Source organism: Bifidobacterium mongoliense DSM 21395 (assembly GCF_000741285.1).
Classification (GTDB): Bacteria; Actinomycetota; Actinomycetes; order Actinomycetales; family Bifidobacteriaceae; genus Bifidobacterium; species Bifidobacterium mongoliense.
Map to the genome: position 1 here is coordinate 248,699 of NZ_JGZE01000001.1, position 25,509 is coordinate 274,207.

Below are 25,509 nucleotides of genomic sequence, written 5' to 3' on the forward strand. Positions count from 1 at the left end.
GTAACTCTTATATTACAAGCGGGCGGTATGGAAGTACCGGCATCGCTGTGGCGCACCGTTGACGGTCCATGAGCGAGGTTACTTGCCGATCGCAGACGCTAGCCGGTTCTGAAGGAGGGTGCGATAGGTAGGCCGACGTCTTGGTGGAGCACGGTGTTGGAAGACGGAGCTAGGAAAAGGTGCGATAGCGAAGGACGTTGCGATACGTCGAACGGAGAGTTACGTCGGACGTCGCGATACGTCGACAAGCGCTGAAGGCCAGGCCAGTCCGAGGCGGCACCAGGAGGAAGGAAGGCTATGCATACGATGAGGAACGTCTCGATGGATGAACGAACGAGTGGACGGGGGTCATCGGTCTCCATGGCCTCCCTGGCGAGGGCGATTCGTGCGGTGCCGCTGGAACAGCTGGTGGCCCTGCAGCAGATCGTCGAGACCGGCAGCTTCGATGGTGCCGCCGACGAGCTGCGTGTCTCGCAATCGGCGGTGAGCCAGCGCATCAAGGCGCTCGAAAACCAGGTGGGCAACATCGTGGTACGGCGGACCAAGCCCGTGCAGGCCACCGAAACAGGGCAATTGCTTCTGCGTCTGGCCAAGCAGATCACCTTGGCGCAGGAGGAGGCCATTCATCTCATCGCGGCCCAGGGGCAGCAGGGAGTCGTCAACATCCGCATCGTCGTGAACGCTGACAGTCTCGAAAGTTGGGTGCTGCCGGCGTTGGCACCGGTGGCGCAAGGCCACATCGCGCTGGACATCCGGCGGCAGGACGAGCACGTTTCGACCCGTCTGCTGCGCACCGGCGAGGTCATGGCCGCCATCACCGCGGATGAGCGGCCGGTACGGGGTTGCTCCATCACCAGGCTTGGGGCCATGGCCTACCACGCGGTATGCACGCCTGAATTCAGACGACGATGGTTTGCCCGGGGACTGACCAGGGAAGCGCTGGAATCGGCGCCCCTGGTGCAGTTCGATCGCGATGACCGATTGCAGTACCGTTTCGTCCGACGCATCACCAAGGCCAAGATTCATCCGCCGACCCATTACGTGCCGACGTCCATCGGCTACAACGACGCGATCGCACTCGGGTTCGGGTGGGGACTCATGCCCGATTCGTACGCACGGGGGTATCCGGAGGGTCGACTCGTGCGGATCAGTCCGGAACAGGTGCTGGTGCCGTTGTATTGGCAGCAGTGGCGCCTGTCGTCCCCCTCGCTCGACGAGGTGGCGACGGCGATCATCTCGGCCAGCGGGAAGGCGTTGGTCGCTGCGTGAATATCAGGGCAGGGCTACCAGCCAGCGGGCGGTACACCACAGATTGAGGGCGCACAGGAGCAGCCACAGCGTGATCCACACCCACGCGGGCATACCGGTGAGGGCGAGCTGATCGGCGTCCGAGCCTATACCCTGACCGCGAGCCCGCTGAGCGATGAGCTCGCACAAGGTGCGCAGCGAACCGAACGCCATGAACCACACCACGCCGTGTGCCACCATCGCACGTTGCACAGGATCGCCGTACCAGGCGATGGCCACGATCGGACCCGCGGTGGCAAGAATGGCGAGCCAGCCATAGGCGTTTCTCGTTCGCGTCACGAGCCAGAGCAGCACGAGCACCAGTAACCACAGCACACCCGTCGAAAGACCGTGAGCCACCAGGGCGGCGCAACCCAGGCCGCAGAGCGGCGGTGCGGCGTATCCGGCGAACCGCGTCGCCGTGAGCCCCGGCCCACGGGCGCGCCCCACGCTCGTGGTCACGCCCGAGGTGTCGACGTGCAGACGGATCCCCTCCAGCCTCCTGCCGAGCAGCAGGGCCACGCAGGCATGGCCGCCTTCGTGGAGGATGGTGATGAGGTTGCGTGACACCGACCACACGCGGTTGACCATCACGGCGAGCAGGGCCAGGGCGGCGCAGAGCAGCGCGGTGCGTGGTGCCAATGACGGGGAGAGACCGGTCGAAGCCGTCCAGATGCGACTCATGGCTTCGGACAGCGAATGCAGGACATCGGGGACGCAGAGGGCGGAGGGCATGCCCATATCATCGCACAGGGGACCGAGTCCCACCTGCATGAAGCCGGAGAGTGCGTCCCGAAGCGCGGCTTATGTTCAGACCCTGATATCCACACGAAACACGCCGGTAATACATTGATGAGGTTGTAGATGGATATCACATCTAACCCAAGGAGCGACATGTCAGCCAAGGACACAACACCGAAAGCGCCCGCCGGGCATTCGGACATCAAGGATTCCGCGGATTCCGGGTACGCCAAGGACCTCAAACCGCGTCACATCCAGATGATCGCGATCGGAGGGTCCATCGGCACCGGGCTGTTCCTCGGGGCCGGTGGCCGGCTGTCGCAGGGCGGCGCCGGGTTGACCATAGCCTATGCGATCTGCGGCGTCTTCGCCTTCCTCATGGTCAGGGCCTTGGGCGAGCTCGCCATCAGGCGTCCGTCCTCGGGCGCGTTCGTGTCCTACGCCCGTGAGTTCCTGGGGGAGAAGGGCGCATACGTCGCCGGATGGTTGTTCTTCCTGGATTGGTCGACCACCGTCATGGCGGACATCACCGCCGTGGCCGTCTACTTCCACTACTGGAAGGCGTTGGAGTTCATACCCCAATGGCTGATCGCCCTGTGCGCGCTGGCCTTGGTCTTCGTCATGAACCTCATGAGCGTCAAACTGTTCGGTGAGGCCGAGTTCTGGTTCGCCGCCATCAAGGTCGCCACCATCGTGATCTTCATGGTCGTGGCCATCTGGGCGATCGTGACGGGCGCCGCCGTGGGCGGCAGCCATGCGGGACTGGCCAACATCACGCAACATGGCGGGTTCTTCCCGCAAGGGCTGCCCATCGTCTTCGCGCTGACCCTCGGCGTGGTGTTCGCCTTCGGCGGCACCGAGATGGTCGGCGTGGCGGCCGGTGAGGCCAAGGAGGCCCGCAAGGTGTTGCCCAAGGCCATCAACTCCATGATCATCCGCATCTTCGTGTTCTACGTCGGCTCCGTCGTCCTCATGTCCTTAGTGCTGCCGTATACGGAGTATTCGCCGAACGAGTCCCCGTTCGTCGCCTTCTTCTCCGGCATCGGCGTGCCCTACGCCGGCGATGTGATTCAGGTCGTCGTGCTCACCGCCGCGCTGTCCTCGCTGAACGCCGGCCTGTATGCCACCGGCCGTACGCTGCGGTCCATGGCCATTGCGGGCTCGGCCCCCAAGGTCGCCCGGATCATGAACCGGCACCATGTGCCGGCAGGCGGCATCGCCATCACCGCCGGTCTCGGTCTGCTCGGCGTCGTGCTCAACATCGTGCTTCCCTCGGAGGCGTTCGAGATCATCATGAACCTGGCCGGCATCGGCATCGCGGGCACATGGTCCGCTATTCTGCTCACCCATCTGGCGTTCCTCAAGCAGGTCCGTCAGGGCAAGGAGGTCCGGCCGGACTACCGCATGCCCGGGGCGCCGTGGACGAACTACCTCAGCCTCACGTTCTTCACGCTCGTTGTGGTCTCGAATCTCACCAGCACGTCGGGCCGCTGGACCCTGTCCCTGTTCGCCGCCGTCGTCGTCGCGATGGTCGCGGGATGGTACGCGGTACGCGGTCGCATCAGCGGCGACATGTTCGAGTCGATCGATCTCAAGGACGGGGATCAGACGCCCGCGGCGGCCGACGATGGTTTCCCCGTCGAAGTCGCCGGGTCCCCTGAAGCTGCCGAGGTGACAGGGGGCGAGCGATCATGATCCGCATTCATGTGACCTACACCGGCGGCACCATCGGCATGGTGGAGTCGCCCGACGGACTGGTCCCCGGAGCCGATCTGCATGGTTGGCTGTTCCGGCTGCTCGAACAGGGGTCCGATCTGGACCCCTCCAAGGTGAGCATGAGCACGCTCGACCCGCTGATCGACTCGGCCAATGCCGATCCGACCAGCTGGCAGGCGATCATCGACGACCTGTGGCGATTCCACGACAGCGCCGACGCCTTCGTCGTGCTGCACGGCACCGACACCATGGCCTACACCACATCGGCCCTGACCTACGCGCTGACCGGATTCGGCAAACCCGTCGTCTTCACCGGCTCCCAGCATCCCCTGGGACGGATCGAGTCCGATGCGACGGCGAACGTCACCGGGGCGTTCAACGCCGCGCTCAGCGGTCAGGCGGAGGGCGTCGAGCTCTTCTTCGGTCACCATCTCTTCGCCGGCAACCGGATCACCAAGACCTCGTCATGGGCGTTCGAGGGGTTCGAGTCGCCCGTCACGGGTCCCGTCGCACAGTCCGGCACCCCGTGGCATTGGAACCATTTCGATCGCTCCGGCAAAGGCTGGCTGGATCCTCGTCCCTACGGGCGTCATGACGTCGCCGTACTCAACATGGTCCCCGGCATCGACGCCCGGCGTCTCGAGGCGATGGTCACTCCGCGCCCCGAAGCCGTGCTCATCCGGGCCTATGGTGTGGGCAACATACCCGACAGCGAGCCCGGGCTCACGGACGTCATCCAGAGGGTGGCGGGGGAGGGCATACCGGTCGTGGTCTGCTCGCAGTGCCAGCAGGCCGAGGTCATGCTCGGACGCTACCAAGCGGGCGCGGGACTGGCGGCGTCCGGCGCCTGCTCCGCGTTCGACATGACGTTCGAAGCCGTGTACGCCAAGCTCGTGTTCCTGCTCTCCCAAGGTCTGGGACCCGAACGGACCACTCGTTGGATGGGCGTGTCGGTGGCGGGGGAGATGAACGATCTGCATGAATAGCCTGGCGATGTGCCCGCGCCCTTGCACTCGGGGGAAATACGTCTGGGCAAACTCTTTACAAGCCCTTGGACTTGGGGCTATTCTCGCACTATGACCAATTCCTTATGCACGTGCCCGCTGGGGGTCGAGATCGAGATCTGCAGGATCGACCTCATGGCACGGTACCGATTCCGGCTCAATGAGCTCGGATTTCGTGAGCATGAGCGCATGAGGGTCATCCAGAAGGCCAATTTCGGTGGTCGCGTCGTTGCCCATGGCACGGATCGCATAGCCATCGATGGCGATACGGCCAGCCATATCCTTGTTGAGGTGCGCTAGAGTCCTCGGTCCGTACCGGGACGCAGTGCGCTTCGCATCGTAGCGAGCGAAGTGATGAGACATCGTGATGAATGAGCATGCAATGACCACGGACGCCCACGCGGAACACCAGGGGTGTGACGACGACGAGCCGCATGCCGGGGGTCATCACCACCGCCGTGGCCTCATGGTGCTGCTCCCGGCCGCGCACCATCATCACCATGAGGACAGCGGGTATCCCCGCATCGTGTTCGTGGGCAACCCGAACGTGGGTAAGTCCACCTTGTTCAACGCTCTTCTCGGAGCCAACGCCACGGTCATGAACGCGCCGGGCACCACGGTGCTCATCGAGGCCGGTCATCTGCATCATGACGGCCGGATGTGGGATGTGGTGGACACTCCCGGCACCGCATCGCTGGATGCGCTGAGCCCCGACGAGCAGGTCGCCGGCGAGGCGGCCATGGGGCGCGCCGGCAATCCTCTTCCCGACGTGATCGTGGATGTGTTCGATGCGACCTCGCCATCGAAGTCGCTGTATCTGCTCAGTCAATTGCTCGATTTGGGCAGGCCGGTCGTCGTCGCGGTGACCATGCTCGATCTGGCCGAACGCGACCATGCGGCGGTGGATCTGGATCGGCTCGCCGAGGTGCTGCCGCATCTGTCCTTCGTCAGGGTCGATGGCCGCACGGGTGAGGGCGCCGATGCGCTGAAGGAAGCGGTGGCCGCCACGCTCGATCGAAGCCATGAGGCCGACAGTCCCGCCCAGGTGGCACCCAGCCGCCCCTACGTCTCCTCGATCACCGTCCCCGGGCCCACCGATGACCAGGAGGCGGTCTCCCGGTGGGTGCGCAACTCCGCCGACGAGCGATTCCTCTGGGTCGCCGCCATCATCGCCAGACTGGGCGAATCCGACGATGTCGCGCAGGAGCGCATGACCCTCTCCGATCGTCTTGACCGTGTGCTGCTTCATCCGGTGGCGGGGATCGCGGTGTTCCTTGCGGTCATGTACGCTGTATTCGAGGCGACGACGACGCTGGCCGGGCCGTTGATCGACTGGTTCGATGTGACCCTGCGTGGATGGCTGGCTTCGGGGATCGACGCCGTGTTCTCGGCCGTGGCCGGCTCCGGATCCCTCGATGGCTGGTTCCATTCGTTGCTGGTCGATGGTCTGTTGGACGGTTCGATCACCGTGCTGACGTTCATTCCCCCCATGGGCATCATGTTCATCATCCTCTCCTTGCTTGAGGATTCGGGGTATCTGGCCCGGGCCGCCTTCGTCATGGACCGGGCCATGCGCCTCATCGGTCTCGACGGTCGCGCTTTCCTGCCCCTGGTGGTCGGTTTCGGTTGCAATCTGCCCGCTCTGGCCTCCACCCGCACCCTGCCGGACTCCCGGCAGCGGCTCATGACCGGCCTGCTCATCCCGTTCACCTCATGTTCCGCGCGGCTGAGCGTGTATATCGTGCTCGCCTACGCCTTCTTCGACCGGTACGCCGGGCTGGCCATCTTCCTCATGTACGTCGCCTCGATGGCGATCATCCTGGCGGTCGGTCTGGTCCTGCGTCGCACGCAGTTCTCCGATCTGCGCACGCAGCCGTTCGCCATGGGCCTGCCGCCCTATCAGATGCCGAAGGTCCTGCAGCTGCTGCGGTCCGTCCTACTGCGTCTTTGGGCCTTCATCCGGGGCGCGAGCTCGATCATCATCACCATGATCGTCATCATGTGGTTCCTGTCCGCCATACCGCTGACGGCGGGTGCCGCCGGCACCAACAGCTTCGGTCATGTCGACGAAGTCGAGCATTCACTCTATGGCGCGGTGGCGGCCGGGGTGGCGCCGGTGTTCGAACCTGCCGGATTCAACGACTGGCACGCCTCCGCAGCGCTCATCACGGGATTCGTGGCCAAGGAGGTCGTCGTCGGATCCATGTCGCAGAGCTACGCCATCCAGGACGCCAATCAGACCGAGGCCCAGGAGGGGACGGGAACCTTGGGGCAGGCGGTCCACCGCAGTTTCGAGCGTTCCAGCCACGGTCACCCGCAGGCTGCGGCCGCGGCGTTCATGATCTTCATTCTCGCCTATACGCCGTGTCTTGCGACGGTGGCCGAAATGAAACGGCAGTACGGCACGCGCACCGCGACGAAGTCGGTGCTCATGGGCCTCGCGGTCGCTTATGTGCTGGCGGTGGTGATCTTCCAGATCGGCAGGTTGCTCGTATGAACGGCTTCCGACGCACGGCGACGACGTCGAAGGCCGACACCCAACCGCGCGAGACGGGTACTCGGGATTCGACGGCTTTGGTCGATGGCATCATCTCGGGTCTCACCAGTGGACGCACCCCGCGTCTGCTCGCCAGGCAGTATGGGTTGCCGCTCGAGCTGGTTCTCATGATCATCGATCGCGAGCGCAGCCGCGGGCGGTTCGAGACGTTCGAACTGCGTACCGAGAACTGTTCCTCCGAGGCGACCTGCAACCCCGATCCCGAATCCCTGGTCTGCGCCGGATGCCCGCTTCTACCGCAGCGGACGTTGCAAGCCCGGTCCGCAGACGCCCACCGAGGGGTGTTCTCCCGCGTCAAATCCATGGTCGTCAGGCACACTGACCGTCCCGGATCGACGTCACACGGCGTGCCCCGGCAAATTCCCTCATGGCCGATAGGATGGGGCCTATGAGCATGATTTCAGACGGCAACCCCTCCGATCCCTATGTTGGCGAACCTCCCCGAGGGCAGGATGGTGATGCGGGCCCATGGCAGGCGCCGGTCGCCACGGGGCCCTTGCATGCGACGGTCGAGGTTCCCGGCAGCAAATCACTGTCCAATCGTTACCTCGTGCTGGCGGCGTTGGGTTCGCGTGCGGTGACGGTACGCGGCGTGTTACGCTCCCGTGACACCGATCTCATGATGGAGGCGCTGAGGACCCTCGGTGCCGCGTGCGCGCCCTGCGATGGTGATCCCACCACCGTGCGGGTGACGCCGCCGGACCAGGGGGTCTTCACCGGTCGTGTGCACATCGATTGCGGCCTCGCCGGCACCGTGATGCGCTTCCTCCCCGGTCTGGCGCTGTTCGCCGATGGTCCCGTCTCCTTTGACGGGGATGCGCAGGCGTATCGACGCCCCATGCGCCCCGTACTCGACGGTCTCGAACAGCTCGGCGCCCGCGTCGATTACCTTGGCGAGCAGGGTTTCCTGCCGTTCACCATCACTCCGCCCTCCTCGATCACCGGTGACACCGTCGCCATCGATTCCTCGGGTTCGTCGCAGTTCGTCTCGGGGCTGCTGCTCATCGCATCGAGGCTTCCCCACGGCCTCTCGCTGCGGCATACCGGTGGAACGTTGCCCAGCATGCCCCATATCCGCATGACCATGCACGACATCGCGCTATGCGGGGGATCGGTTCGGATGCCGCAGGAGGGGGAGTGGATCGTGGGACACGGGGCATTGCAATTGCCCCAGGGCATCACGGTCGAGCCTGATCTGTCAAACGCCGCACCGTTCCTTGGCTCCGCACTCCTCGCGGGGGGTGGCGTGTCCGTGCCTCATTGGCCGTATCGCACCACGCAGCCGGGAGGCATGGTGCCCGATATCCTGGGGTCGATGGGTGCCCGCGTATGGCTTGACGACCACGAATGCACCGGGGACGATTCGTCGACGGCCACGGTGAGCGCACCGACGCCGCAGGCTTCGGGAGTGCTGCGGGTGTCCGGAACCGGTTCGATTCATGGGCTAGGTACGTACGATCTGTCGGCGGCGGGAGAGGTCGCGCCGACGATCGCAGCCCTGGCGGTGTTCGGCGACACTCCCACGACACTCGTCGGCATCGGCCATCTTCGTGGTCACGAAACCAATCGGCTGGCCGCCCTGGTCGATGAGATAAGACGGATCGGAGGATCGGCCGAGGAACTCGAGGACGGCCTGTCGATCACCCCCGTGGATCATGCGTTGATGCGGCCCGCGACGATGAGGACCTATGCGGATCATCGTATGGCCACGTTCGCCGCGATGATCGGCTTGCGGCTTGCCGGCACCACGGTGGAGAACATCGCCACAACGCGTAAGACGCTGCCCGATTTTCCCGGGATGTGGGCGGCGATGCTTGGCTGAGCCGTTGTTTCCCGCACGAGCGTCATCCCGTTGGAGCGTCGCTGCCGCACATGCGCCCTCCCGGAGGAGGGCCCGTCCGGACTTCGATCGGTCGTGATCAGTCCGGATATATTTGGCGGTACCAGGCCTTGCGGGTCGGGGAACCTGCCGTTCTGGGTCGTCTGCGTACCACGGATTGCGCCAGGAAGGCGACGAAGATCATCGCGGGGAAAGCGGTGGCCACGAGGAATCCGTGGTGGAGGCTGTCGCCCAGGGCCTGGGCCGCGAAACCGACCACGGCCGGCCCCATGGCATTGCCCATGTCATTGAACGCCGAGAACAGACCGAACATCTGCATCCCGCCGTGAGGCATATCGTCTGCCGCCAAGGCGAAGACGCCGGGGGAGATGATCCCGACCGACCATCCGCCGATCGAAAAGGCGAGCAGGACGGCGATGGGTGTCGAGAGCAGGCCGATGAGCAGGAAGCTCACGCAGCACAACGCCGTGCTGACCAACAGGAAGCGCCGCAGGTCGATGCGGTGGCCGTAGCGCGTATAGAACAGCCGGGACACGCCCATCATCAGCGCGAAAGACGCCGGCCCGACCAGATCGCCCAGACTCTTGCCCAGACCCAGGCTGGTCTCGGCGAACGACGACGCCCACTGACCCAGGGCCATCTCGCAGGCGCCTCCGCCCATGATCACGATGACGAAGACGTAGAACGCTTTCCTGCGGTGGAAGAGAACGACCGCCGTGCCGCCGTCCTGGGGCATGTCCTCGGCGACGTGCACCGGCAGCGGGGCACGCAGGAACATGACGGCGGATGCGAGCGGGACCAGCGCCCACAGGCCCGCCAACAGAGGCCATGCGGTGTGGCCGAAGAGCGCGAAGAACGCGGTCGTGACAACGACCACGGCCACTTGGGCGAAGGAGTACGACGTGTGCAGGGCACTCATCGCACGGTCAGGGTGGGGTGTCGGCGTCCCCTGAACGATCGGTGAGACCAGGACTTCGATGAGACCGCCGCCGACGGCGTATACGACCGTGGCCACGGTCAACGCCGGCATGGCATTGGCGGCGAAGAACACGGGCACCAAGCCGAGTCCGCCGAGTCCCACGGCGCACATGGCGGTGGCGAACAGGATGCAGATGCGGTACCCGATGCGCTCGGCGTAGCGAGAGGCGATGAGATCCATGATGAGCTGGGTGCCGAACAGCACCGAGATGAGGGTCGCGAGTTCGTTGAGATCGATGCCGAGCGTGGACTCGAAGGTGATGAAGAGCAACGGCGCGAAATTATTGGCGATCGCCTGGGCGGCATAGCCCATGTAACTGGCGTGCAGTGTACGTCTCGTCTCCGGTGAGGATGGTATGACTGAGGGCACAGGGCCTCGGTTCATGGCATCGCCTTCCTGATACGTGCATGATGCGGGCGAGTGATACGATATGCGCCCCAGTGTAGCAATATCGTATGGCCTGCGCCGGAGATGAACACCGGGGACGGCAATGGGGCGGTGCGGTCCCGTGAATCATACGATTCACGACATCACACCGCCCCATGGAGACGTCGGTGGCATGCGGTCGATCAGCCGATCATGCGGCTGTGATCAGCGGCTGAAGACGTTGCCGTAGGTGTCCTTGCCTTCGGCGGCGATGGCCGCGGACTTGCGGGCGATCGCCAGCTCCTCGTTGGTGGGGATGACGGCGACGGTGACTTTGCTGTCGGGGGCGGAGATGATGCGGGGCTCCTTGGAGCGGGTGTCGTTCTTCTGCTCGTCGAGCTTGACGCCGAACGGCGCCAGCTTGTGGCAGACCATACGGCGGACGATCTCGTCGTTCTCGCCGACGCCGGCCGTGAAGGTCAGCACGTCGAGGCCGCCCATTTGGGCGGTGTAGTTGCCGATGTAGCCCACGATGCGGTGCACGTAGACGGCAAGGGCGAGTTTCGCGTCCTCGTTGCCTTCCGCGATGAGACGGTGGATCTCGCGCATGTCGCCGAACCCGGTCATGCCGGTGAGTCCGGAACGCTTGTTGAACAGCGTGTCGAGCTCATCGACGGTCAAATGCGCGTTACGGATGAGGTGGAAGACCACGGCGGGATCGATGTCGCCGGTGCGGCCGCCCATGACAAGGCCCTCAAGCGGGGTCAGGCCCATGGAGGTGTCGACGGGAACGCCGGAGATCTGGGCGGAGGCGGAGGCGCCGTTGCCGATGTGCAGGACGATCTGCTTGAGGCCTTCGGCGGGCTTGCCGACCACGCCGGGGACAACGGAGCCGATGAACTCATGCGAGGTGCCGTGCGCGCCGTAGCGGCGGATGTGGTACTTCTCCGCGATGTCCTTGTTCAGCGCATAGGTGCTGGCTTCCTTGGGCAGCTGGAAGAAGAATGAGGAGTCGAAGACGAAGACCTGCGGCACGTCGGGCAGCAGGGCGCGCATGACCTCGGCGCCCGTGGCTTCGGGGCCGTTGTGCAGCGGCGCGAGCACGGCGAGGTCCTTGACCTTGCCGATGGTCTTGTCGTTGACGAGCGCGGGCTTGGGGAATACCGCCCCGCCCTGCACGACGCGGTGGCCGACGGCCACGATGCCGGCGGTGTTGAGATTCGGGCCGTACTCCTCGAAGAGGCCGAGCACGCGCTTCAAGCCCTCTTCGTGGTCGTGGATCGGCTCGTTGAGCTCGTGCTTGGCACCCTGGTACTCGTGCTTGTAGTGTCCGTCGGTCGGTTCCCCGATCTTCTCGACGAGGCCAGAGGCCAGGCCTTCACCGGATTCGAGATCCACGAGCTGGTACTTGATCGAACTTGATCCGGAATTAATGACAAGGACGGTTTTCGCCATTATCGGCATCCTCCATGTGTTGTTGTTCCGCGCAGATCCGCGCGGCTTCGCCCCCCAGATTACTCGTCAGCGGATACAAAACCCCGCTGGGCTCGGGACTCGAGCGCAGCGGGGTTGGTGGTGGGTCAGGCCTGGGCCGAAACGGCGGTGAGCGCCACCGTATTGATGATGTCTTCGACCAGCGCCCCTCGCGACAGGTCGTTCACCGGTCGGTTGAGGCCCTGCAGCACCGGCCCGATGGCCAGGGCTCCGGAGGATCGTTGCACCGCCTTGTATCCGATGTTGCCGGCGCTCAGGTCGGGAAACACGAAGACATTGACGTGTCCGGCCACATCGTTGCCCCGGGCCTTGGCCGCTGCGACCGTCGGGGACCATGCCGCGTCGAACTGGATCGGTCCCACGACCGGCAGTTCGGGCTCGCGTTCGTGTACGAGGCGGGTGGCCTCCTCCATGAGATCAACGTCCGGTCCCTTGCCCGAGCCCAGGGTGGAATAGGAGAGCATGCCCACACGGGGCTCGAGTCCGAAGGCGCGTGCGGTGTGCGCGGATTGCAGGGCGATCTCGGCGAGCTGACGGGCATCGGGATTGAGGTTGATCGCGCAGTCGGCGAACAATGCCACGTGGTCGGGGAAGCACATGAGGAAGGCGCCCGAGACCAGGGTGGCGTCGGGTTTCGTTTTTATCACCTGCAGGGCCGGGCGCACCGTGTTGGCCGTGGAGTTGACCGAACCGGAGACCAGGCCATCGGCTTTGCCCATGACCACCAGCATGGTGCCGAAGTAGCTCGGGTCCTTGAGCTGGGCAAGCGCCTGCTCGTAGGTCATGCCCTTCTTGGCCCGCAGCTCGCATAGCTTCCGCGCCATGGGTTCGAGTACGCTCCGGTCCTCCATGGATTGGAATTGCGCGCGGTCGAGGGTGTTGAGACCCAGGGATTGCGCATGGGGGAGCAACGTCTCGCGGTCGCCCACGATGATGAGATCGACGATGTCACGGGCAAGCAGATAGTCGGCGGCGCGCAGGATGCGGTCCTCGGAGCCTTCGGGCAACACGATGGTCTTGCGGTCGGCCTTGGCCTTGCGCAGGAGGCTGTGCTGGAAGTCATAGGGCGTGACGTGTGACGTCGGCCTTACCTTGAGGGCCGCAAGCACCTGCGCTTCCGGGGCGGCGTCGTCGAAGGCCCGCATGGCCCGTTCGCCGGCCTTAGGGTCATCCTCATCAGGGAAGGCGACCTTATCGACGGTCCAGACCGGCACAGGGGAATCGGCGAGGGCCCGTTTGGCGTCAGCGGCCTTGGTACCCGTGCAGCCGGTCACGAACACGCCCACGACCTGCGATCCGGCCTGCTCGATGACGGTGGTGCAGGAATCGACGGTGGCCTTGACCTCGTCGCCGTCGCGCGGGATGGTGCATACGGCGAGGAAGACGGGGGACTGAAGGTCGGCGGCTATCTGGGCGTTGAGCGTGAACCCCTGGGGGTCATAGACATTGGAGTGGTCGGACCCGACGATGACCATCCGATCGGTGCCGGCCGACTCCCTCGCCACGTCATAGGCCGCGACGATGTCGGCTCGTGCGCATTGGCCGTCGCGCCTGGCCCTCTTGGGGCATACTCCGCGTGTCGTGGAAGGGTCCTGACCGGCTCCGGCCGTGTCGAGCAGGAGTCCGGTGAAGGTCTCCCTGCGGCAGGCGATGGGGCGGAAGACACCGGTCGGACCCTGTTTCGACAGGGTCCGCAGCACGCCATAGGCCACGACATTGCGGCCGTTGCCGCCCTCGGGACTGGCGATGAATACGGATTGGGTCATGATGGTTACTCCTTTGTGCACTGACACGACGATGTGAGTCCAGGTGTTGTCTGAAACCTCGACCATTGTAGACGTCTTCCGTGAAGCAGTGTGTCGCGTGTGGGCGGAATCTCGGCGCTTTGGCGCAACCGAGCGCATATGACGAAGCGGGGCACCTGCACTGCAGATGCCCCGCTTGCTTCACCATGAGATTCCCCGAGGGGATTCGTCACGATGCACCACTATCGGTTACAACGTGGATTACTCGTTGTCGCCTGCGGTCGCAGCGGTCGCGGTGACCGCTCCGGCCTTGTCGGACTTCACGCCGTGCCACAGCCAATCGGTGTAGTCGGGGTGATCGTAGCCCTTGTCGACGGCGAACTGGAACGCTTCCTTGCGGAAGGCCTCCAGCTTGTCGATGTCGGCGGCGTACTTGTCCTTGTCGACCATGCGCAGTGCCTCGGCGGTCAGCGCGTAGCGATCCATGTCGTTGACGCGGACCATGTCGTACGGCGTGGTCGTGGAGCCCTGCTCCTTGTAGCCGTGAACGTTGAAGTTATCGTGGTTCGGGCGATCGTAGATCAGGCCACGCACGTCATGCGCGTAGGAGTGATAGGCGAAGAGGACGGGCTTGTCGGCGGTGAACAGATCGCTGAACTCGGCGTCGGACAGGGCCTCGTCATTCTCCTTGGCGGACTGCAGCTTGAGCAGATCCACCACGTTGACGACCTTGAACTTGATGCCGAAGGCGCTCAGCTTGTCGGCGGCGGCCATGATCTCCTGGGTGGGGACATCGCCGGCGCAGGCCAGGACGACCTGTACGTCGTCGTTGTTGTCCGTGTTGGAGGCCCAGGTCCACTCGGCGGCACCCTTATCGAGTTCCGCGCGAGCCTCGTCGAGCGTCAGCCACGTCGCAGCGGGCTGCTTGCCCGCGATGATCGCGTTGATCTCGTTCGTGGACTTGTAGCAACGCTCCGTGACGGCCAGCAGCATGTTCGCATCCACGGGGAAGTAGATGTTCACGACGTGATCGTTGTTGAAGGTCTTGTTGAGCAGCACCGAGGTGACGCCCGGGTCCTGGTGGGAGAAGCCGTTGTGGTCCTGGCGCCAGACGTGCGAGGAGACCAGCAGGTTCACCGAGGAGATCGGCTTGCGCCACGGAATCTCGCGCACGGTGGCCTCAAGCCACTTCGCATGCTGGTTGAGCATGGAGTCGATGACGTGCACGAAGGACTCGTAGGAGCTCCACACGCCGTGACGACCGGTGAGCAGGTAGCCCTCGAGGAAGCCTTCCATCTGATGCTCGGAAAGCTGCTCGGTGACCTGGCCGGTGACGGCCATGTGCTCGTCGACCTGAGCCGACAGATAGCCGGCGTCCCACTGCTTGTTCGTCACTTCGTACGCGGCGGCGAGACGGTTGGATGCGGTCTCGTCAGGTCCGAAGATGCGGAACGAATCAGGGTTGAGCTTGATGACGTCGCGGGTGTAGACACCCATGCGACGCGTCGCCTCGAGCTGACCCCAGCCGTGGCCGTACTCCTTGACCTCGTTGACCTCGTAATCCTCGAGCTTCGGGAGCTTGAGGTCCTCGCGGATGCGACCGCCGTTGGCGTTCGGGTTCTCGCCGATGCGCAGCTCGCCCTCGGGCATGAAGCTGGTGACCTCGGGCTTGATGGAACCGTCGGCGGCGAAGAGCTCTTCGGGCTTGTAGCTCTCAAGCCAGTGCTTGAGCACCTCGAAGTGGGCCTCGGTGTCGCGGGCGGAGGCCAGCGGCACCTGATGGGCGCGCCAGGAGCCCTCGGTCTTCTTGCCGTCGATGTACTTCGGGCAGGTCCAGCCCTTGGGGGTGCGGAAGATGATCATCGGGTAGAACGGACGGGTCATGTCGTCGGTCTGAGCCTGCGCCTTGATGTCGCAGATCTCGTCGAAGATGCTCTCGAACAAGTCGGCGAAACGACGGTGGATCGACAGGTGATCCTCGTTGTCGAATCCGGCGACGAATTCGTAGGGCTCGTAGCCCATGCCGTGGAAGAAGTCGTGCAGCTCTTCGTCGGAGATGCGCGACAGGATCGACGGGTTGGCGATCTTGTAGCCGTTGAGGTGCAGGATCGGCAGCACGATGCCGTCGGTGCGTGGGTTCACGAGCTTGTTGGACTGCCAGCCGGTGGCCAGCGGGCCGGTCTCGGCTTCGCCGTCACCGACGATGGCCGGGACGAAGAGGCTCGGGTTGTTCATCACGGCGCCATAGGCGTGGGAGAGCGCGTAACCGAGCTCGCCGCCCTCGTGGATCGATCCCGGGGTTTCGGGAGCGAAGTGGGAGGGGATGCCGCCCGGGTACGAGAACTGACGGAAGAACTTCTGCAGTCCGGCCTCGTCCTTGGTGATCTTCGGGTAGTACTCGGTGTACGTGCCGTCCAGGTAGGACTGCGCGGTGCCGGCGGGGCCGCCGTGGCCCGGTCCCATGATGATCACGGTGTTCTGCTTGTGAGCGGCGATGAGGTGGTTGATGTGCCCCAGCAGGAAGTTCAGGCCCGGAGTGGTGCCCCAGTGCCCGACCAACCGGTGCTTCACGTTGTCGCGGGTGAACGGCTCCTTCATCAGAGGGTTGCTGCGAAGATAAATCTGGCCGATCGAGAGGTAATTGGCTGCGCGCCAATACTTATCGATACCTTCAAGAGTCTCCTCGGATACCGGCTCATCGAGCTTCGTCCAAGGGGTGCCAATAACAGGACTCGTCATATGTACTCCTGTACTCCTGCACTAGTGTGCGATTGATTATTTACTTTAGGCATAGAACCGTGGGACCCTTACGAATCCGTGGGTTTCATGCCCAATCGTGCTCAATCCTAACCGAGGTGCCTGACCTTTGGAAGTTTTTTTTGCATCTGTGTGAGTAATTGTGTTCATTATCTTGCATTTTGTTACTTTTACTGGGTCCTCCTGTGCACACTTCGGACCGTCACCGGCATGCCGGAAATACCCGGATGGCAACGATATGCCCGCTATCACGCCAATCCGCCACGTTCGTTTTGACGCAAAATCGCGCGGCGTGTTGTTCGCCCTCATGTTCGGTTTCGTGAGGCCGACGGCTCCGGTGCCGGACAGCGGAGCCCCGGACCGATGCCGTGGACGTTTGTCGGCTTATCTGGACACAATGGTCGTGTCTCGCATACCTCTACAACTCAAGGGAGAACAGCTATGGCACAAGGTCCGGTACTCGTGGTGGACTTCGGGGCGCAATACGCCCAGCTCATCGCGCGACGTGTGCGCGAATCCCACCTCTACTCGGAGCTGGTCCCTCATTCCATGCCCGTCGATGAGATGCTGGCCAAGGATCCGCAGGCGATCATCCTGTCGGGCGGCCCCGCATCGGTCTTCGAGCCCGGGGCGCCCGGCATCGACAAGCGGATCTTCGATGCAGGCGTACCGATTCTGGGCATCTGCTACGGCTTCCAGGTCATGGCGCATGAGCTCGGCGGTACCGTCGACCGGGCCGCTCTGGGAGAATACGGCAAGACCCACGCGGACATCGACCATGCCGAGGGGCTGCTCGAGGGTTCTCCGGCGGAGCAGTCCACGTGGATGAGCCATGGCGTCGCGGTCGAACATGCGCCCAAGGGCTTCGAGGTGCTCGCCCATACCGATGGCGCTCCCGTCGCCGCGATGCAGGATCCGTCACGAGGACTGTATGGCGTCCAGTGGCACCCCGAGGTCAGGCACACGCCGCTCGGTCAGGATCTGCTCGACACCTTCCTGCACCGTTCCGCCGGCCTGCGCGACAACTGGAGCGCCTCGGGCATCATCGAGGATCAGATCGCCAAGATCAAGGCCGAGGTGGGCGATGCCGAAGTCATCTGCGGATTGTCCGGAGGTGTGGATTCCGCGGTCGCCGCGACGCTCGTGCACCGCGCGATCGGCGACCAGCTCACATGCGTGTTCGTGGACCACGGTCTACTGCGCAAAGGCGAGGTCGAACAGGTCAAACACGATTTCGTCAAGGCCACCGGCATCCGGCTCATCGCCGTGGACGCCGCTGACGACTTCCTCACCGCGCTCAAGGGCGTGAGCGAACCCGAACGCAAGCGCAAGATCATCGGCGAGAAATTCATTCGCACCTTCGAGAAGGCGCAGCGCCAGGTCATCGAGGAGGCGGGTGCCAAAGGCAAGGAGGTCAAATTTCTCGTGCAGGGCACACTGTATCCGGACGTCGTGGAATCGGGCGGCGGCGACGGTGCAGCGAACATCAAATCCCACCACAACGTCGGGGGCCTGCCCAAGGACATCAAGTTCAAGCTCATCGAACCGCTGCGCACCCTGTTCAAGGATGAGGTGCGGGCCATCGGCACGGAGCTTGGGCTGCCCGACAGCATCGTATGGCGCCAGCCGTTCCCGGGGCCCGGCTTGGGCATCCGCATCATCGGAGACATCACGAAGGAACGCCTGGACCTGTTGCGTGAGGCGGACGCCATCGCGCGGGAGGAGCTGTCGAAGGAAGGCCTGGACCGCGACATCTGGCAGTGCCCGGTCGTGCTGCTGGCCAACGTGCATTCCGTGGGCGTGCAGGGGGATGAGCGCACGTATGGTTCGCCGATCGTGCTGCGGCCCGTCAGCTCGGAGGATGCGATGACCGCCGATTGGTCGCGTGTGCCCTACGACGTGCTGGCCACCATCTCGACGCGCATCACCAACGAATGCCGTCAGATCAACCGCGTGATGCTCGACTGCACCTCGAAGCCGCCGGCCACGATCGAGTGGGAGTGAGCGTCCGACACCACTGGGACCCGGGCATCCAGGTGCTGAGTGCCCTGGCTATGGGTATCCGGACACCCGTGAGTGCCTGCTGCCGCTGAACCCGAGGGACTCACAATCGCTCCGTACCGCCCATAGTGTTGAGTGAGGCGATTTCGGTGTGGGACGGGCCCGGTGTGACGGGGCTATCCACGCTCCGCAGGCGCTGACAGGAACCGGTGCTCGCCGGGGAGCACCGCGTTGAGTATCACCGCGACGACGAAGGACAGCACGATGCAGTTCGTCGCGAAAATCGACTGGAAGAGCTGGGGAAAACGCGCGAAGATGCCGCTCACCTGGGTGAATCCGATGCCGATGGTCAACGACAGCGCGGCTATCGTGATGTTGCGCTGCGTGTAGCCCGCCTCCGAGATCATCTGGAATCCCGAGAGGATGATGTTACCGAACATCATGATCGTGCAACCACCCAGCACCGACTGCGGCAAGGAGTTGAACGCCTGGGCGATGCCCGGCACCAGACTCGCCAACACCAGGAGCAATCCTCCGGAGAAGATCACCTTGCGGTTGACGACTTTGGTCATCGCCACCAGGCCGATGTTCTGTGCGAACGAGGTGAGTGGCAGGCAGCCGAAGGCGCCCGAGACCACGGAGATGAGGCCGTCGCCGGCGATGGCGCCCGAGGTTTCGCGAGGAGTGGGTGCGCGGTTCAGGCCGACCTTGGTGAGCGCCGCGGTGTCGCCGAGCACCTCGACGGAGGAGACGACGTACAGCAGGGCGAAGGTGATGATGGCTCCGGCGTCAAGACGCGGCATGACCGGCAGGACGCGAGGCAGGCTCACCACAGCGATCCCGGAGAAACCGGAGAAATCGACCTTTCCGGCGGCCACCGCGCAGACGTAGCCCACGATGAGTCCGAACAGCACCGAGAGTTGTTTGAGGGTGCCGCGCATGAGCAGCTGGAAGGCCAAGCAGGCGACCAGCGAGATGAGCCCGAGACCGAGGTTGGTCCAGCCACCGAAATCCTTCGACCCCGCACCACCCGCGAATGACGTCGCGCCGACGGACAGGAGGGAGAACCCGATCGAGGTCACGACGACCGCGGAGACGATGGGGGGCACGAGACGGCTCCACAGATGCGCCGTCAGACCCAGCAGCAGTTCGAGCAGGCCGCCGACCATCACCGCGCCGATGACGGCGCCGTATCCCTGCGTCGAGACGATGGCGACCGCGGCGGCCACGTAGGTGAAGGATATACCAGTCACCATGGGCAGGCGGCTGCCCACGCGCCATAGCGGGTACAGCTGCAGGCACGTGCCCAGGCCCGCGACGAGCAGGCCGCTCTGAATGACCTGCGCGGATTGCTCCGCCGTCATCCGTGCTGCGGCGGTCACCAGGAATATCGGGGCGAGGTTCGCGACGAACATCGCCAGGACGTGCTGCAGTCCGAATGGTATGCCCTTCCAGAACGAGATGTCGCCGTCCAGAGATGACAGGGTGGAGGCATGGGTGTTGTGGGAGTCGGTGGTGGTCTCTGATTTGTCGGGTCGGTCAAAACTCATGCTCGCACGCTTTCTCGTAACGTATCGATCGTGGGCGCGCGGCGCGTCAGGCGAATTCGACGGTGCCGGTCTCGGCGTCCATCGAGGTGACTATCGCGAGGGATTCGACATCGTATCCCGCGCGGCGCAGGATCTCTCCGCCGGATTGGAAACCCTTCTCAATCGCGATACCGATGCCCACGACCTGCGCGCCGGCCTCGCCGCAGATGTCGATCAGGCCTTGCATGGCCTTGCCGTTCGCGAGGAAGTCGTCGAGCAGGAGCACCCGCTCCCCGGCCTTGAGGAAACGCTTCGCCACGATCACGGGGAATTCTCGTTGCTTGGTGTAGGAGTAGACCTTGGTGACGTACTGGTCACCTTCGAGGTTGATTGATTGCGTCTTCTTGGCGAAGACCACGGGGACGTCGCCGAAGTGCCGGGCCGCGCAACACGCGATGCCGATGCCCGACGCCTCGATGGTGAGGATCTTGTCGATGTGGCGACCGGAGAAGATGCGGGCCCATTCGGCTCCCATGTGGTCGAACAACGCGACGTCGCACTGGTGGTTGAGGAACGAGTCCACTTTGAGTACGTTGCCCGGCTTGACCATGCCGTCCCGACGAATCCTGTCCTGTAATTCCTTCATAACCACCCTCGCAAGATGCCAAGCGTGCCGGTAGGGCGCGCGCCGATACAGGGGAGCATACAGGCGCATGGTGACCGATCACACCCTGCCGCGCTGACGGTATGCTGTGCTAGACATGGATGCGCGGCGCCTGGCATGTGTCATGCCGAAGGCCCTTCATCATCCTCAGGAAAGGTACGCGAACGTGTCGGCAGATCCCGATTTCATTGCACGAAGGCCCCAGGAGTTGATCTCCGATCTCAACGCGCAGCAGGCTCAGGCCGTGCAGCACCAGGGCCCCGCCCTGCTGATAGGGGCCGGCGCCGGGTCGGGCAAGACGAGGGTACTCACGCGGCGTATCGCATGGATACTCTCGCAGTTCGGGGCCTGGCCCAGTCAGGTCCTCGCGATCACGTTCACCAACAAGGCCGCCGCTGAAATGCGCGAACGCCTCACCACACTCATCGGACCGGTGGCGCAGCGCATGTGGGTTTCGACCTTCCACTCGGCCTGCGTGCGCATCCTGCGGCGCGACGGCAAGGAAATCGGACTCGCCTCCGGATTCTCCATCTATGACACGGCCGATTGCGAACGGCTGGTCAAGCTCATCGCCGCGGACCTCAACTTCGACGTCAAGCGATACACTCCGCGCAGCATCCTGGCGCGCATCTCCGATTACAAGAATAATCTGCAGGACTGGCGCACTCAGCTGCAGACCTATGCCGCCGACTACCGTCCTGGGCAGCGCGGCTATCAGCTGGGCCGGTTGGGCAACGTCGAAGAGTTGTACGCGGTCGTCTACGCCGAGTATCAGCATCGTCTCGAGGCCGCGAATGCGGTGGATTTCGATGACCTCATCATGCGTACCGTGGAACTGCTCAGAACCAGGCCCATGGTCGCGCAGTACTACCACCACAAGTTCCGCTACATCCTCGTCGATGAGTACCAGGACACCAACCACGCCCAGTACGAGCTGATCCGCGAGCTCGGCGGCGTGAACGGCGAGGCCACGACGTCGGGCGCGCCCGTGGCTGCGGGGCGGGAAGGCCCGGCCTGGGTGACGGTCGTGGGCGATTCCGACCAGTCGATCTATGCCTTCCGGGGCGCCGACATCAGCAACATCCAGGATTTCGAGAAGGATTTCCCGAATGCGGCGACGATCATGCTCGAGCAGAACTACCGATCCACGCAGACCATCCTTGATGCGGCGAATGCCGTGATCGCCAACAACAAGGGGCGCAAGCCCAAGAAGCTATGGACCGCCGCCGGCAAGGGCGACCCGATCGTCGGGTACGCCGCCGACAACGCGCAGCAGGAGGCCTCCTGGATCGCCTCACAGATCGCCGGCACCGTGAGCGACGGGACGTACACGTATGCGGACATGGCCATCATGTACCGGGCGAACGCGCAGTCGCGTTCCCTTGAGGAGGCGCTCATCAACGCCGGCATACCCTACCAGCTCATCGGTGGCACGAAGTTCTACGAACGCCGTGAGGTCAAGGACGCCATCGCCTATCTGCAGGCCCTGGTCAATCCTGCCGACGACGTCAACATGCGACGCATCATGAACGTGCCCAAACGAGGTCTGGGAGCCCGGGCCGAGGCGCTCGTCTCGGGATACGCGCAAGCCCATGATTCGACGTTCTGGTCGGGGGTGGAGCACCTCGACAGTATCGAGGGCATGCCCACGCGCACGGCCAAGCAGCTGGGTGCGTTCCGCGATCTCATGCAGGCGTTGGCTTCGTTCGCGCACGAGCACGATGCGAGACCCTCCCAGATCGTCGCCCAGGTGCTTCAGGATTCCGGTCTGCTGGACACGCTGCAGCATTCGGAGGATCCCCAGGACGCCTCGCGGGTGGAGAACCTCTCCCAGCTCCAGTCCGTCGCAGCCGAATTCGAGCAGAACACGCCGGACTCGACGTTGGCCGGCTTCCTCGAGACCACCGCGCTCGTCGCGGACTCGGACCAGCTCCCCGGCGAAGGCGAGGACAACGGCAAGGTCACGCTCATGACGCTGCACACCGCGAAGGGCCTCGAATACCCGATCGTGTTCCTCACCGGCATGGAGCAGGGCACGTTCCCGCATGCACGCTCCCTGGAGGATGAGGACGAGCTGAGCGAGGAGCGCCGGCTGGCCTACGTGGGCATCACGCGTGCCCGCAAGCGGCTCTACCTGACCCGTGCTTCGGTGAGGGCGCAGTGGGGGCAGGCCAACGAGATGCTGCCCAGCCAGTTCCTCGACGAGATACCCGCCGATCTCATCGAGTGGAAACGCAAGGAGTCGGGCGCCGAACGGATGCGCGGCGGTTGGGGTAACCGGGACTTCGATGATGACGGTGACGAATTCGGCGGTTGGGATGACGACGAGTTCAGTGGCGGCGGTTTCGGCGTCTCCAGCTCCTCGCACGGCGGTGCCGCGCGTTCCTCCCGTTCCTCGCGTTCATCATCATGGTCGGGTGCCGGCTACGGCGGGGGATACGGCTCCTCGGGTCGCTCGGGGTCGCGTGGTTCCTCGTCTTCGTATGGTGGTTCGCACGGTGCTTCGTCGCGGACGTCCTCGTACGGTGGTTCCCATGGTGGTTCGTACGGTGGTTATGGCTCCCGGGCCTCGTCCTCGTCGCACGGATCGAGCGGCAAGGTGACGACGCGGCGGATCGCCCCGTCGTCTTCGGCCAAGGCTGTGCCGGCTTCCGCGGTGCGCAAGGACAACCATCTGCAGATCGCGGATTTCCAGATCGGCGACAAGATTTCCCACGACCAATACGGCCTGGGGACCATCCTCGATACCCAGGATAAGGGACGCAACTCGGTCATCACCGTCGACTTCGGCGCGGACGGGGTCAAGCGGCTCATGCTTCGAGTCGCCCCGATCGAGAAGCTCTGAGCGCCACCGTGGTCCCGGCGGCATCGGCGGCCCCGGCGGCCGAAGTCGGTCGACGGGATGGGTGTATACTGGTAGATCGTGTCCGTCAGCAGACGGATGCTATCTGGAGTCTTAGCCCATCAGTGGGTCGGCGGCGCGTGGCGCCGTTCGTGCATGGCACGATGAAGCACTGGAGAGGCTGACTCAGTACGGCTGCGGCCGTGCTCCGTTTCAGATAACGACAGAATGAATGAAGGTATGGTTTCATCATGACCAATATTCAGCGTTCACGCCGTCAGGTGCGTCTTTCGCGCGCCCTCGGCATCGCACTGACCCCCAAGGCCCAGCGCATCTTCGAGAAGCGTCCCTACGCTCCCGGCGAGCACGGCCGCACGCGTCGTCGCACCGAATCCGATTACGCGGTTCGTCTGCGCGAGAAGCAGCGTCTGCGCGCCCAGTACGGCATTTCGGAGCGCCAGCTGCGCGCCGTCTACGAGAAGGGCACCCACACCGCCGGCCAGACCGGTGACGCGATGCTCGTGGACCTCGAGTCCCGTCTCGACGCCCTGGTGCTGCGTTCCGGCTTCGCCCGGACCACCGCTCAGGCCCGCCAGTTCGTCGTGCACCGTCACATCCTGGTCGACGGCAACATCGTCGACCGCCCGTCCTACCGCGTCCGTCCGGGACAGACCATCCAGGTCAAGGCGAAGAGCCAGACCATGGTGCCGTTCCAGATCGCGGCCGAGGGCGTCCACCGCGACGTGCTGACCGCCGTCCCGGGTTACCTCGATGTGAATCTCGCTTCCCTGAAGGCCACGCTGACGCGCAAGCCGCTCACCGAAGAGATTCCGGTGCAGGTCAACATCCAGTACGTCGTCGAATTCTACGCGCGCTGATTCATCACCCATTACAGGGACATACAGTCGAAGGCCCCCACGGTTATTCGTGGGGGCCTTCGATTATGCGCGGGGTGTGATTGCGGGCCGGGATTGATGGTCCCAACGGCGTCTCCGGTCCGCCGTCCTAGGTCCAGCGTGTCATGTCCGGCGTGCAGCCGATGGGCATGAATGCGAGGGCGTCACGCACAAGTCGACGATTGGGTGACACAAGTCTAAGGTTGAGTGGCAGGGATAGGCGATTGGGTGACGAGAGTCGAGGATTCACCTATCAAGGTCATCGATCTGGTGACATGGATCGGCGATTCGGTCACACACGTCGACGATTCACGCACCAAAGTCGTCGATCCACTGATGCAAGTCGACGATTGAGCGACAAGGATGGGTGATTGCCCGACAAGGATCGAGGATTCACGCACCAAGGTCGACGGTTGAGTGACGCAAGTCGACGATTGGATGACAAGGATGGGCGATTACCCGGCAAGGATCGACGATTCACGCACCAAGGTCGCCGGTTCACTGACGCAAGTCGACGATTCGTATAGGCAAGTCGCGTGATACAACAATTGAGGGGCCATATTCTGCGGTTGCTTTTTCATATCACCCGACTTGCCTGATCGGTATGAGACGGTTCCTTCCATTGTCCGGACACGCCGAGCTCCAATCGCGGTGCTGCCGGGCTTCCGTATGGAGGTCCGGCCGACGACCGCGCGGGCCCGGCCTGTCACTCTCCGACGATGGCCGCGGCGATGGAGGAGACGACGGTGATGATGAGCGAGGCGAACACCGACCACCAGAACCCCTGCACGATGACGCCCACGCCGAACAGCGAGAGGGCGAGCCATGAGGCGAGTCGCATGCACAGCCAGTTGATGATCAGCGCGACCAGTCCCAAGGTGAGGATCGAGAACGGCAGGGCCAACGTATGGGCCACGGGTTTGATCGATGAGTTGATGAGGGCCATGAACAGCGCGAACGCTGCGATACCCAGCAGCGGGGGAGTGCCGACCGGCACCATGCCGGGAAGCAGCACCACGGTGACGGCGCAGGCGATGGTCATGATGAGCCAGTGTATGAGGAAACGTGTCATACCCACGATTATGTCACGC

The 25,509-nt window shown here is 64.0% G+C and carries 19 protein-coding genes; 11 read left to right on the plus strand and 8 right to left on the minus strand.

Features of this window, described 5'->3' with window-relative positions; genetic code table 11:
- Positions 1 to 321: 321 nt before the first annotated feature.
- Positions 322 to 1,269 carry a LysR family transcriptional regulator ArgP gene (locus BMON_RS01095; protein ID WP_202805428.1) on the plus strand — a complete coding sequence of 316 codons (948 nt, stop codon included), beginning with the start codon at positions 322 to 324 and terminating at the stop codon, positions 1,267 to 1,269.
- Positions 1,270 to 1,272: 3 nt separating this feature from the next.
- On the opposite strand, the gene BMON_RS01100 is transcribed toward BMON_RS01095, so the two are convergent.
- A complete protein-coding gene (locus BMON_RS01100) occupies positions 1,273 to 2,022 on the minus strand; it encodes a M50 family metallopeptidase (protein WP_051917733.1) in 750 nt (249 codons plus the stop codon).
- Positions 2,023 to 2,181: 159 nt separating this feature from the next.
- Between BMON_RS01100 and BMON_RS01105 the strand changes: the two genes are divergently transcribed.
- The 6 genes from BMON_RS01105 to aroA all read left to right on the plus strand — a co-directional run bounded on the left by BMON_RS01105 (position 2,182) and on the right by aroA (position 9,127).
- Positions 2,182 to 3,723: an amino acid permease gene (locus BMON_RS01105; protein WP_152595684.1), complete on the plus strand. Its 1,542-nt coding sequence runs from the start codon at positions 2,182 to 2,184 to the stop codon at positions 3,721 to 3,723.
- Positions 3,723 to 4,730: an asparaginase gene (locus BMON_RS01110; protein WP_033511257.1), complete on the plus strand. Its 1,008-nt coding sequence runs from the start codon at positions 3,723 to 3,725 to the stop codon at positions 4,728 to 4,730. The genes BMON_RS01105 and BMON_RS01110 overlap by 1 nt, the downstream gene beginning before the upstream one ends.
- A 90-nt stretch (positions 4,731 to 4,820) precedes the next feature.
- Entirely contained in the window at positions 4,821 to 5,048 is a 228-nt protein-coding gene (locus BMON_RS09395; RefSeq protein ID WP_081882731.1) for a FeoA family protein, read from the plus strand.
- Between the two features lie 82 nt (positions 5,049 to 5,130).
- Positions 5,131 to 7,245: a ferrous iron transport protein B gene (gene feoB / locus BMON_RS01120; RefSeq protein WP_081882732.1), complete on the plus strand. Its 2,115-nt coding sequence runs from the start codon at positions 5,131 to 5,133 to the stop codon at positions 7,243 to 7,245.
- Complete coding sequence (locus BMON_RS01125; protein ID WP_033511017.1) at positions 7,242 to 7,697, plus strand: hypothetical protein; 456 nt, start codon at positions 7,242 to 7,244, stop codon at positions 7,695 to 7,697. Before feoB ends, BMON_RS01125 begins: the two co-directional genes overlap by 4 nt.
- Complete coding sequence (gene aroA, locus BMON_RS01130; RefSeq protein ID WP_033511015.1) at positions 7,694 to 9,127, plus strand: 3-phosphoshikimate 1-carboxyvinyltransferase; 1,434 nt, start codon at positions 7,694 to 7,696, stop codon at positions 9,125 to 9,127. The genes BMON_RS01125 and aroA overlap by 4 nt, the downstream gene beginning before the upstream one ends.
- A 97-nt stretch (positions 9,128 to 9,224) precedes the next feature.
- On the opposite strand, the gene BMON_RS01135 is transcribed toward aroA, so the two are convergent.
- The 4 genes from BMON_RS01135 to BMON_RS01150 form a co-directional block, all read right to left on the minus strand.
- Entirely contained in the window at positions 9,225 to 10,508 is a 1,284-nt protein-coding gene (locus BMON_RS01135; protein WP_081882733.1) for an MFS transporter, read from the minus strand.
- 207 nt (positions 10,509 to 10,715) lie between these two features.
- Entirely contained in the window at positions 10,716 to 11,945 is a 1,230-nt protein-coding gene (locus tag BMON_RS01140) for an acetate/propionate family kinase (RefSeq protein WP_033511013.1), read from the minus strand.
- A 125-nt stretch (positions 11,946 to 12,070) separates the two neighbouring features.
- A complete protein-coding gene (gene pta / locus BMON_RS01145) occupies positions 12,071 to 13,750 on the minus strand; it encodes a phosphate acetyltransferase (RefSeq protein ID WP_237745273.1) in 1,680 nt (559 codons plus the stop codon).
- Positions 13,751 to 13,990: 240 nt separating this feature from the next.
- Positions 13,991 to 16,468, minus strand: coding sequence for a phosphoketolase (locus tag BMON_RS01150; RefSeq protein WP_033511011.1), 2,478 nt, complete (start codon positions 16,466 to 16,468; stop codon positions 13,991 to 13,993).
- Positions 16,469 to 16,927: 459 nt separating this feature from the next.
- Between BMON_RS01150 and guaA the strand changes: the two genes are divergently transcribed.
- Positions 16,928 to 18,490, plus strand: a complete 1,563-nt coding sequence (gene guaA, locus BMON_RS01155) for a glutamine-hydrolyzing GMP synthase (protein ID WP_033511009.1) — start codon at positions 16,928 to 16,930, stop codon at positions 18,488 to 18,490.
- 173 nt (positions 18,491 to 18,663) lie between these two features.
- Here guaA and BMON_RS01160 read toward each other — a convergent pair whose 3' ends face one another.
- A complete protein-coding gene (locus BMON_RS01160; RefSeq protein ID WP_033511007.1) occupies positions 18,664 to 20,037 on the minus strand; it encodes a nucleobase:cation symporter-2 family protein in 1,374 nt (457 codons plus the stop codon).
- 46 nt (positions 20,038 to 20,083) lie between these two features.
- Positions 20,084 to 20,662: a xanthine phosphoribosyltransferase gene (locus BMON_RS01165; RefSeq protein ID WP_033511005.1), complete on the minus strand. Its 579-nt coding sequence runs from the start codon at positions 20,660 to 20,662 to the stop codon at positions 20,084 to 20,086.
- A gap of 184 nt (positions 20,663 to 20,846) precedes the next feature.
- Here BMON_RS01165 and BMON_RS01170 point away from each other — a divergent pair, with 184 nt between their 5' ends.
- The 3 genes from BMON_RS01170 (at position 20,847) to BMON_RS09805 (ending at position 24,772) form a co-directional block, all read left to right on the plus strand.
- Positions 20,847 to 23,525 (plus strand): UvrD-helicase domain-containing protein, encoded by a 2,679-nt coding sequence (locus BMON_RS01170; RefSeq protein ID WP_033511253.1) that lies wholly within the window; start codon positions 20,847 to 20,849, stop codon positions 23,523 to 23,525.
- Positions 23,526 to 23,773: 248 nt separating this feature from the next.
- On the plus strand, positions 23,774 to 24,400 hold the full coding sequence (gene rpsD, locus BMON_RS01175; RefSeq protein WP_033511003.1) for a 30S ribosomal protein S4: 627 nt from the start codon (positions 23,774 to 23,776) through the stop codon (positions 24,398 to 24,400).
- Between the two features lie 225 nt (positions 24,401 to 24,625).
- Positions 24,626 to 24,772, plus strand: a complete 147-nt coding sequence (locus BMON_RS09805) for a hypothetical protein (protein WP_156098607.1) — start codon at positions 24,626 to 24,628, stop codon at positions 24,770 to 24,772.
- 352 nt (positions 24,773 to 25,124) lie between these two features.
- Here the strand turns inward: BMON_RS09805 and BMON_RS01180 are convergent, their stop codons facing one another.
- Positions 25,125 to 25,490 (minus strand): phage holin family protein, encoded by a 366-nt coding sequence (locus BMON_RS01180; protein ID WP_033511001.1) that lies wholly within the window; start codon positions 25,488 to 25,490, stop codon positions 25,125 to 25,127.
- Positions 25,491 to 25,509 lie beyond the last annotated feature (19 nt).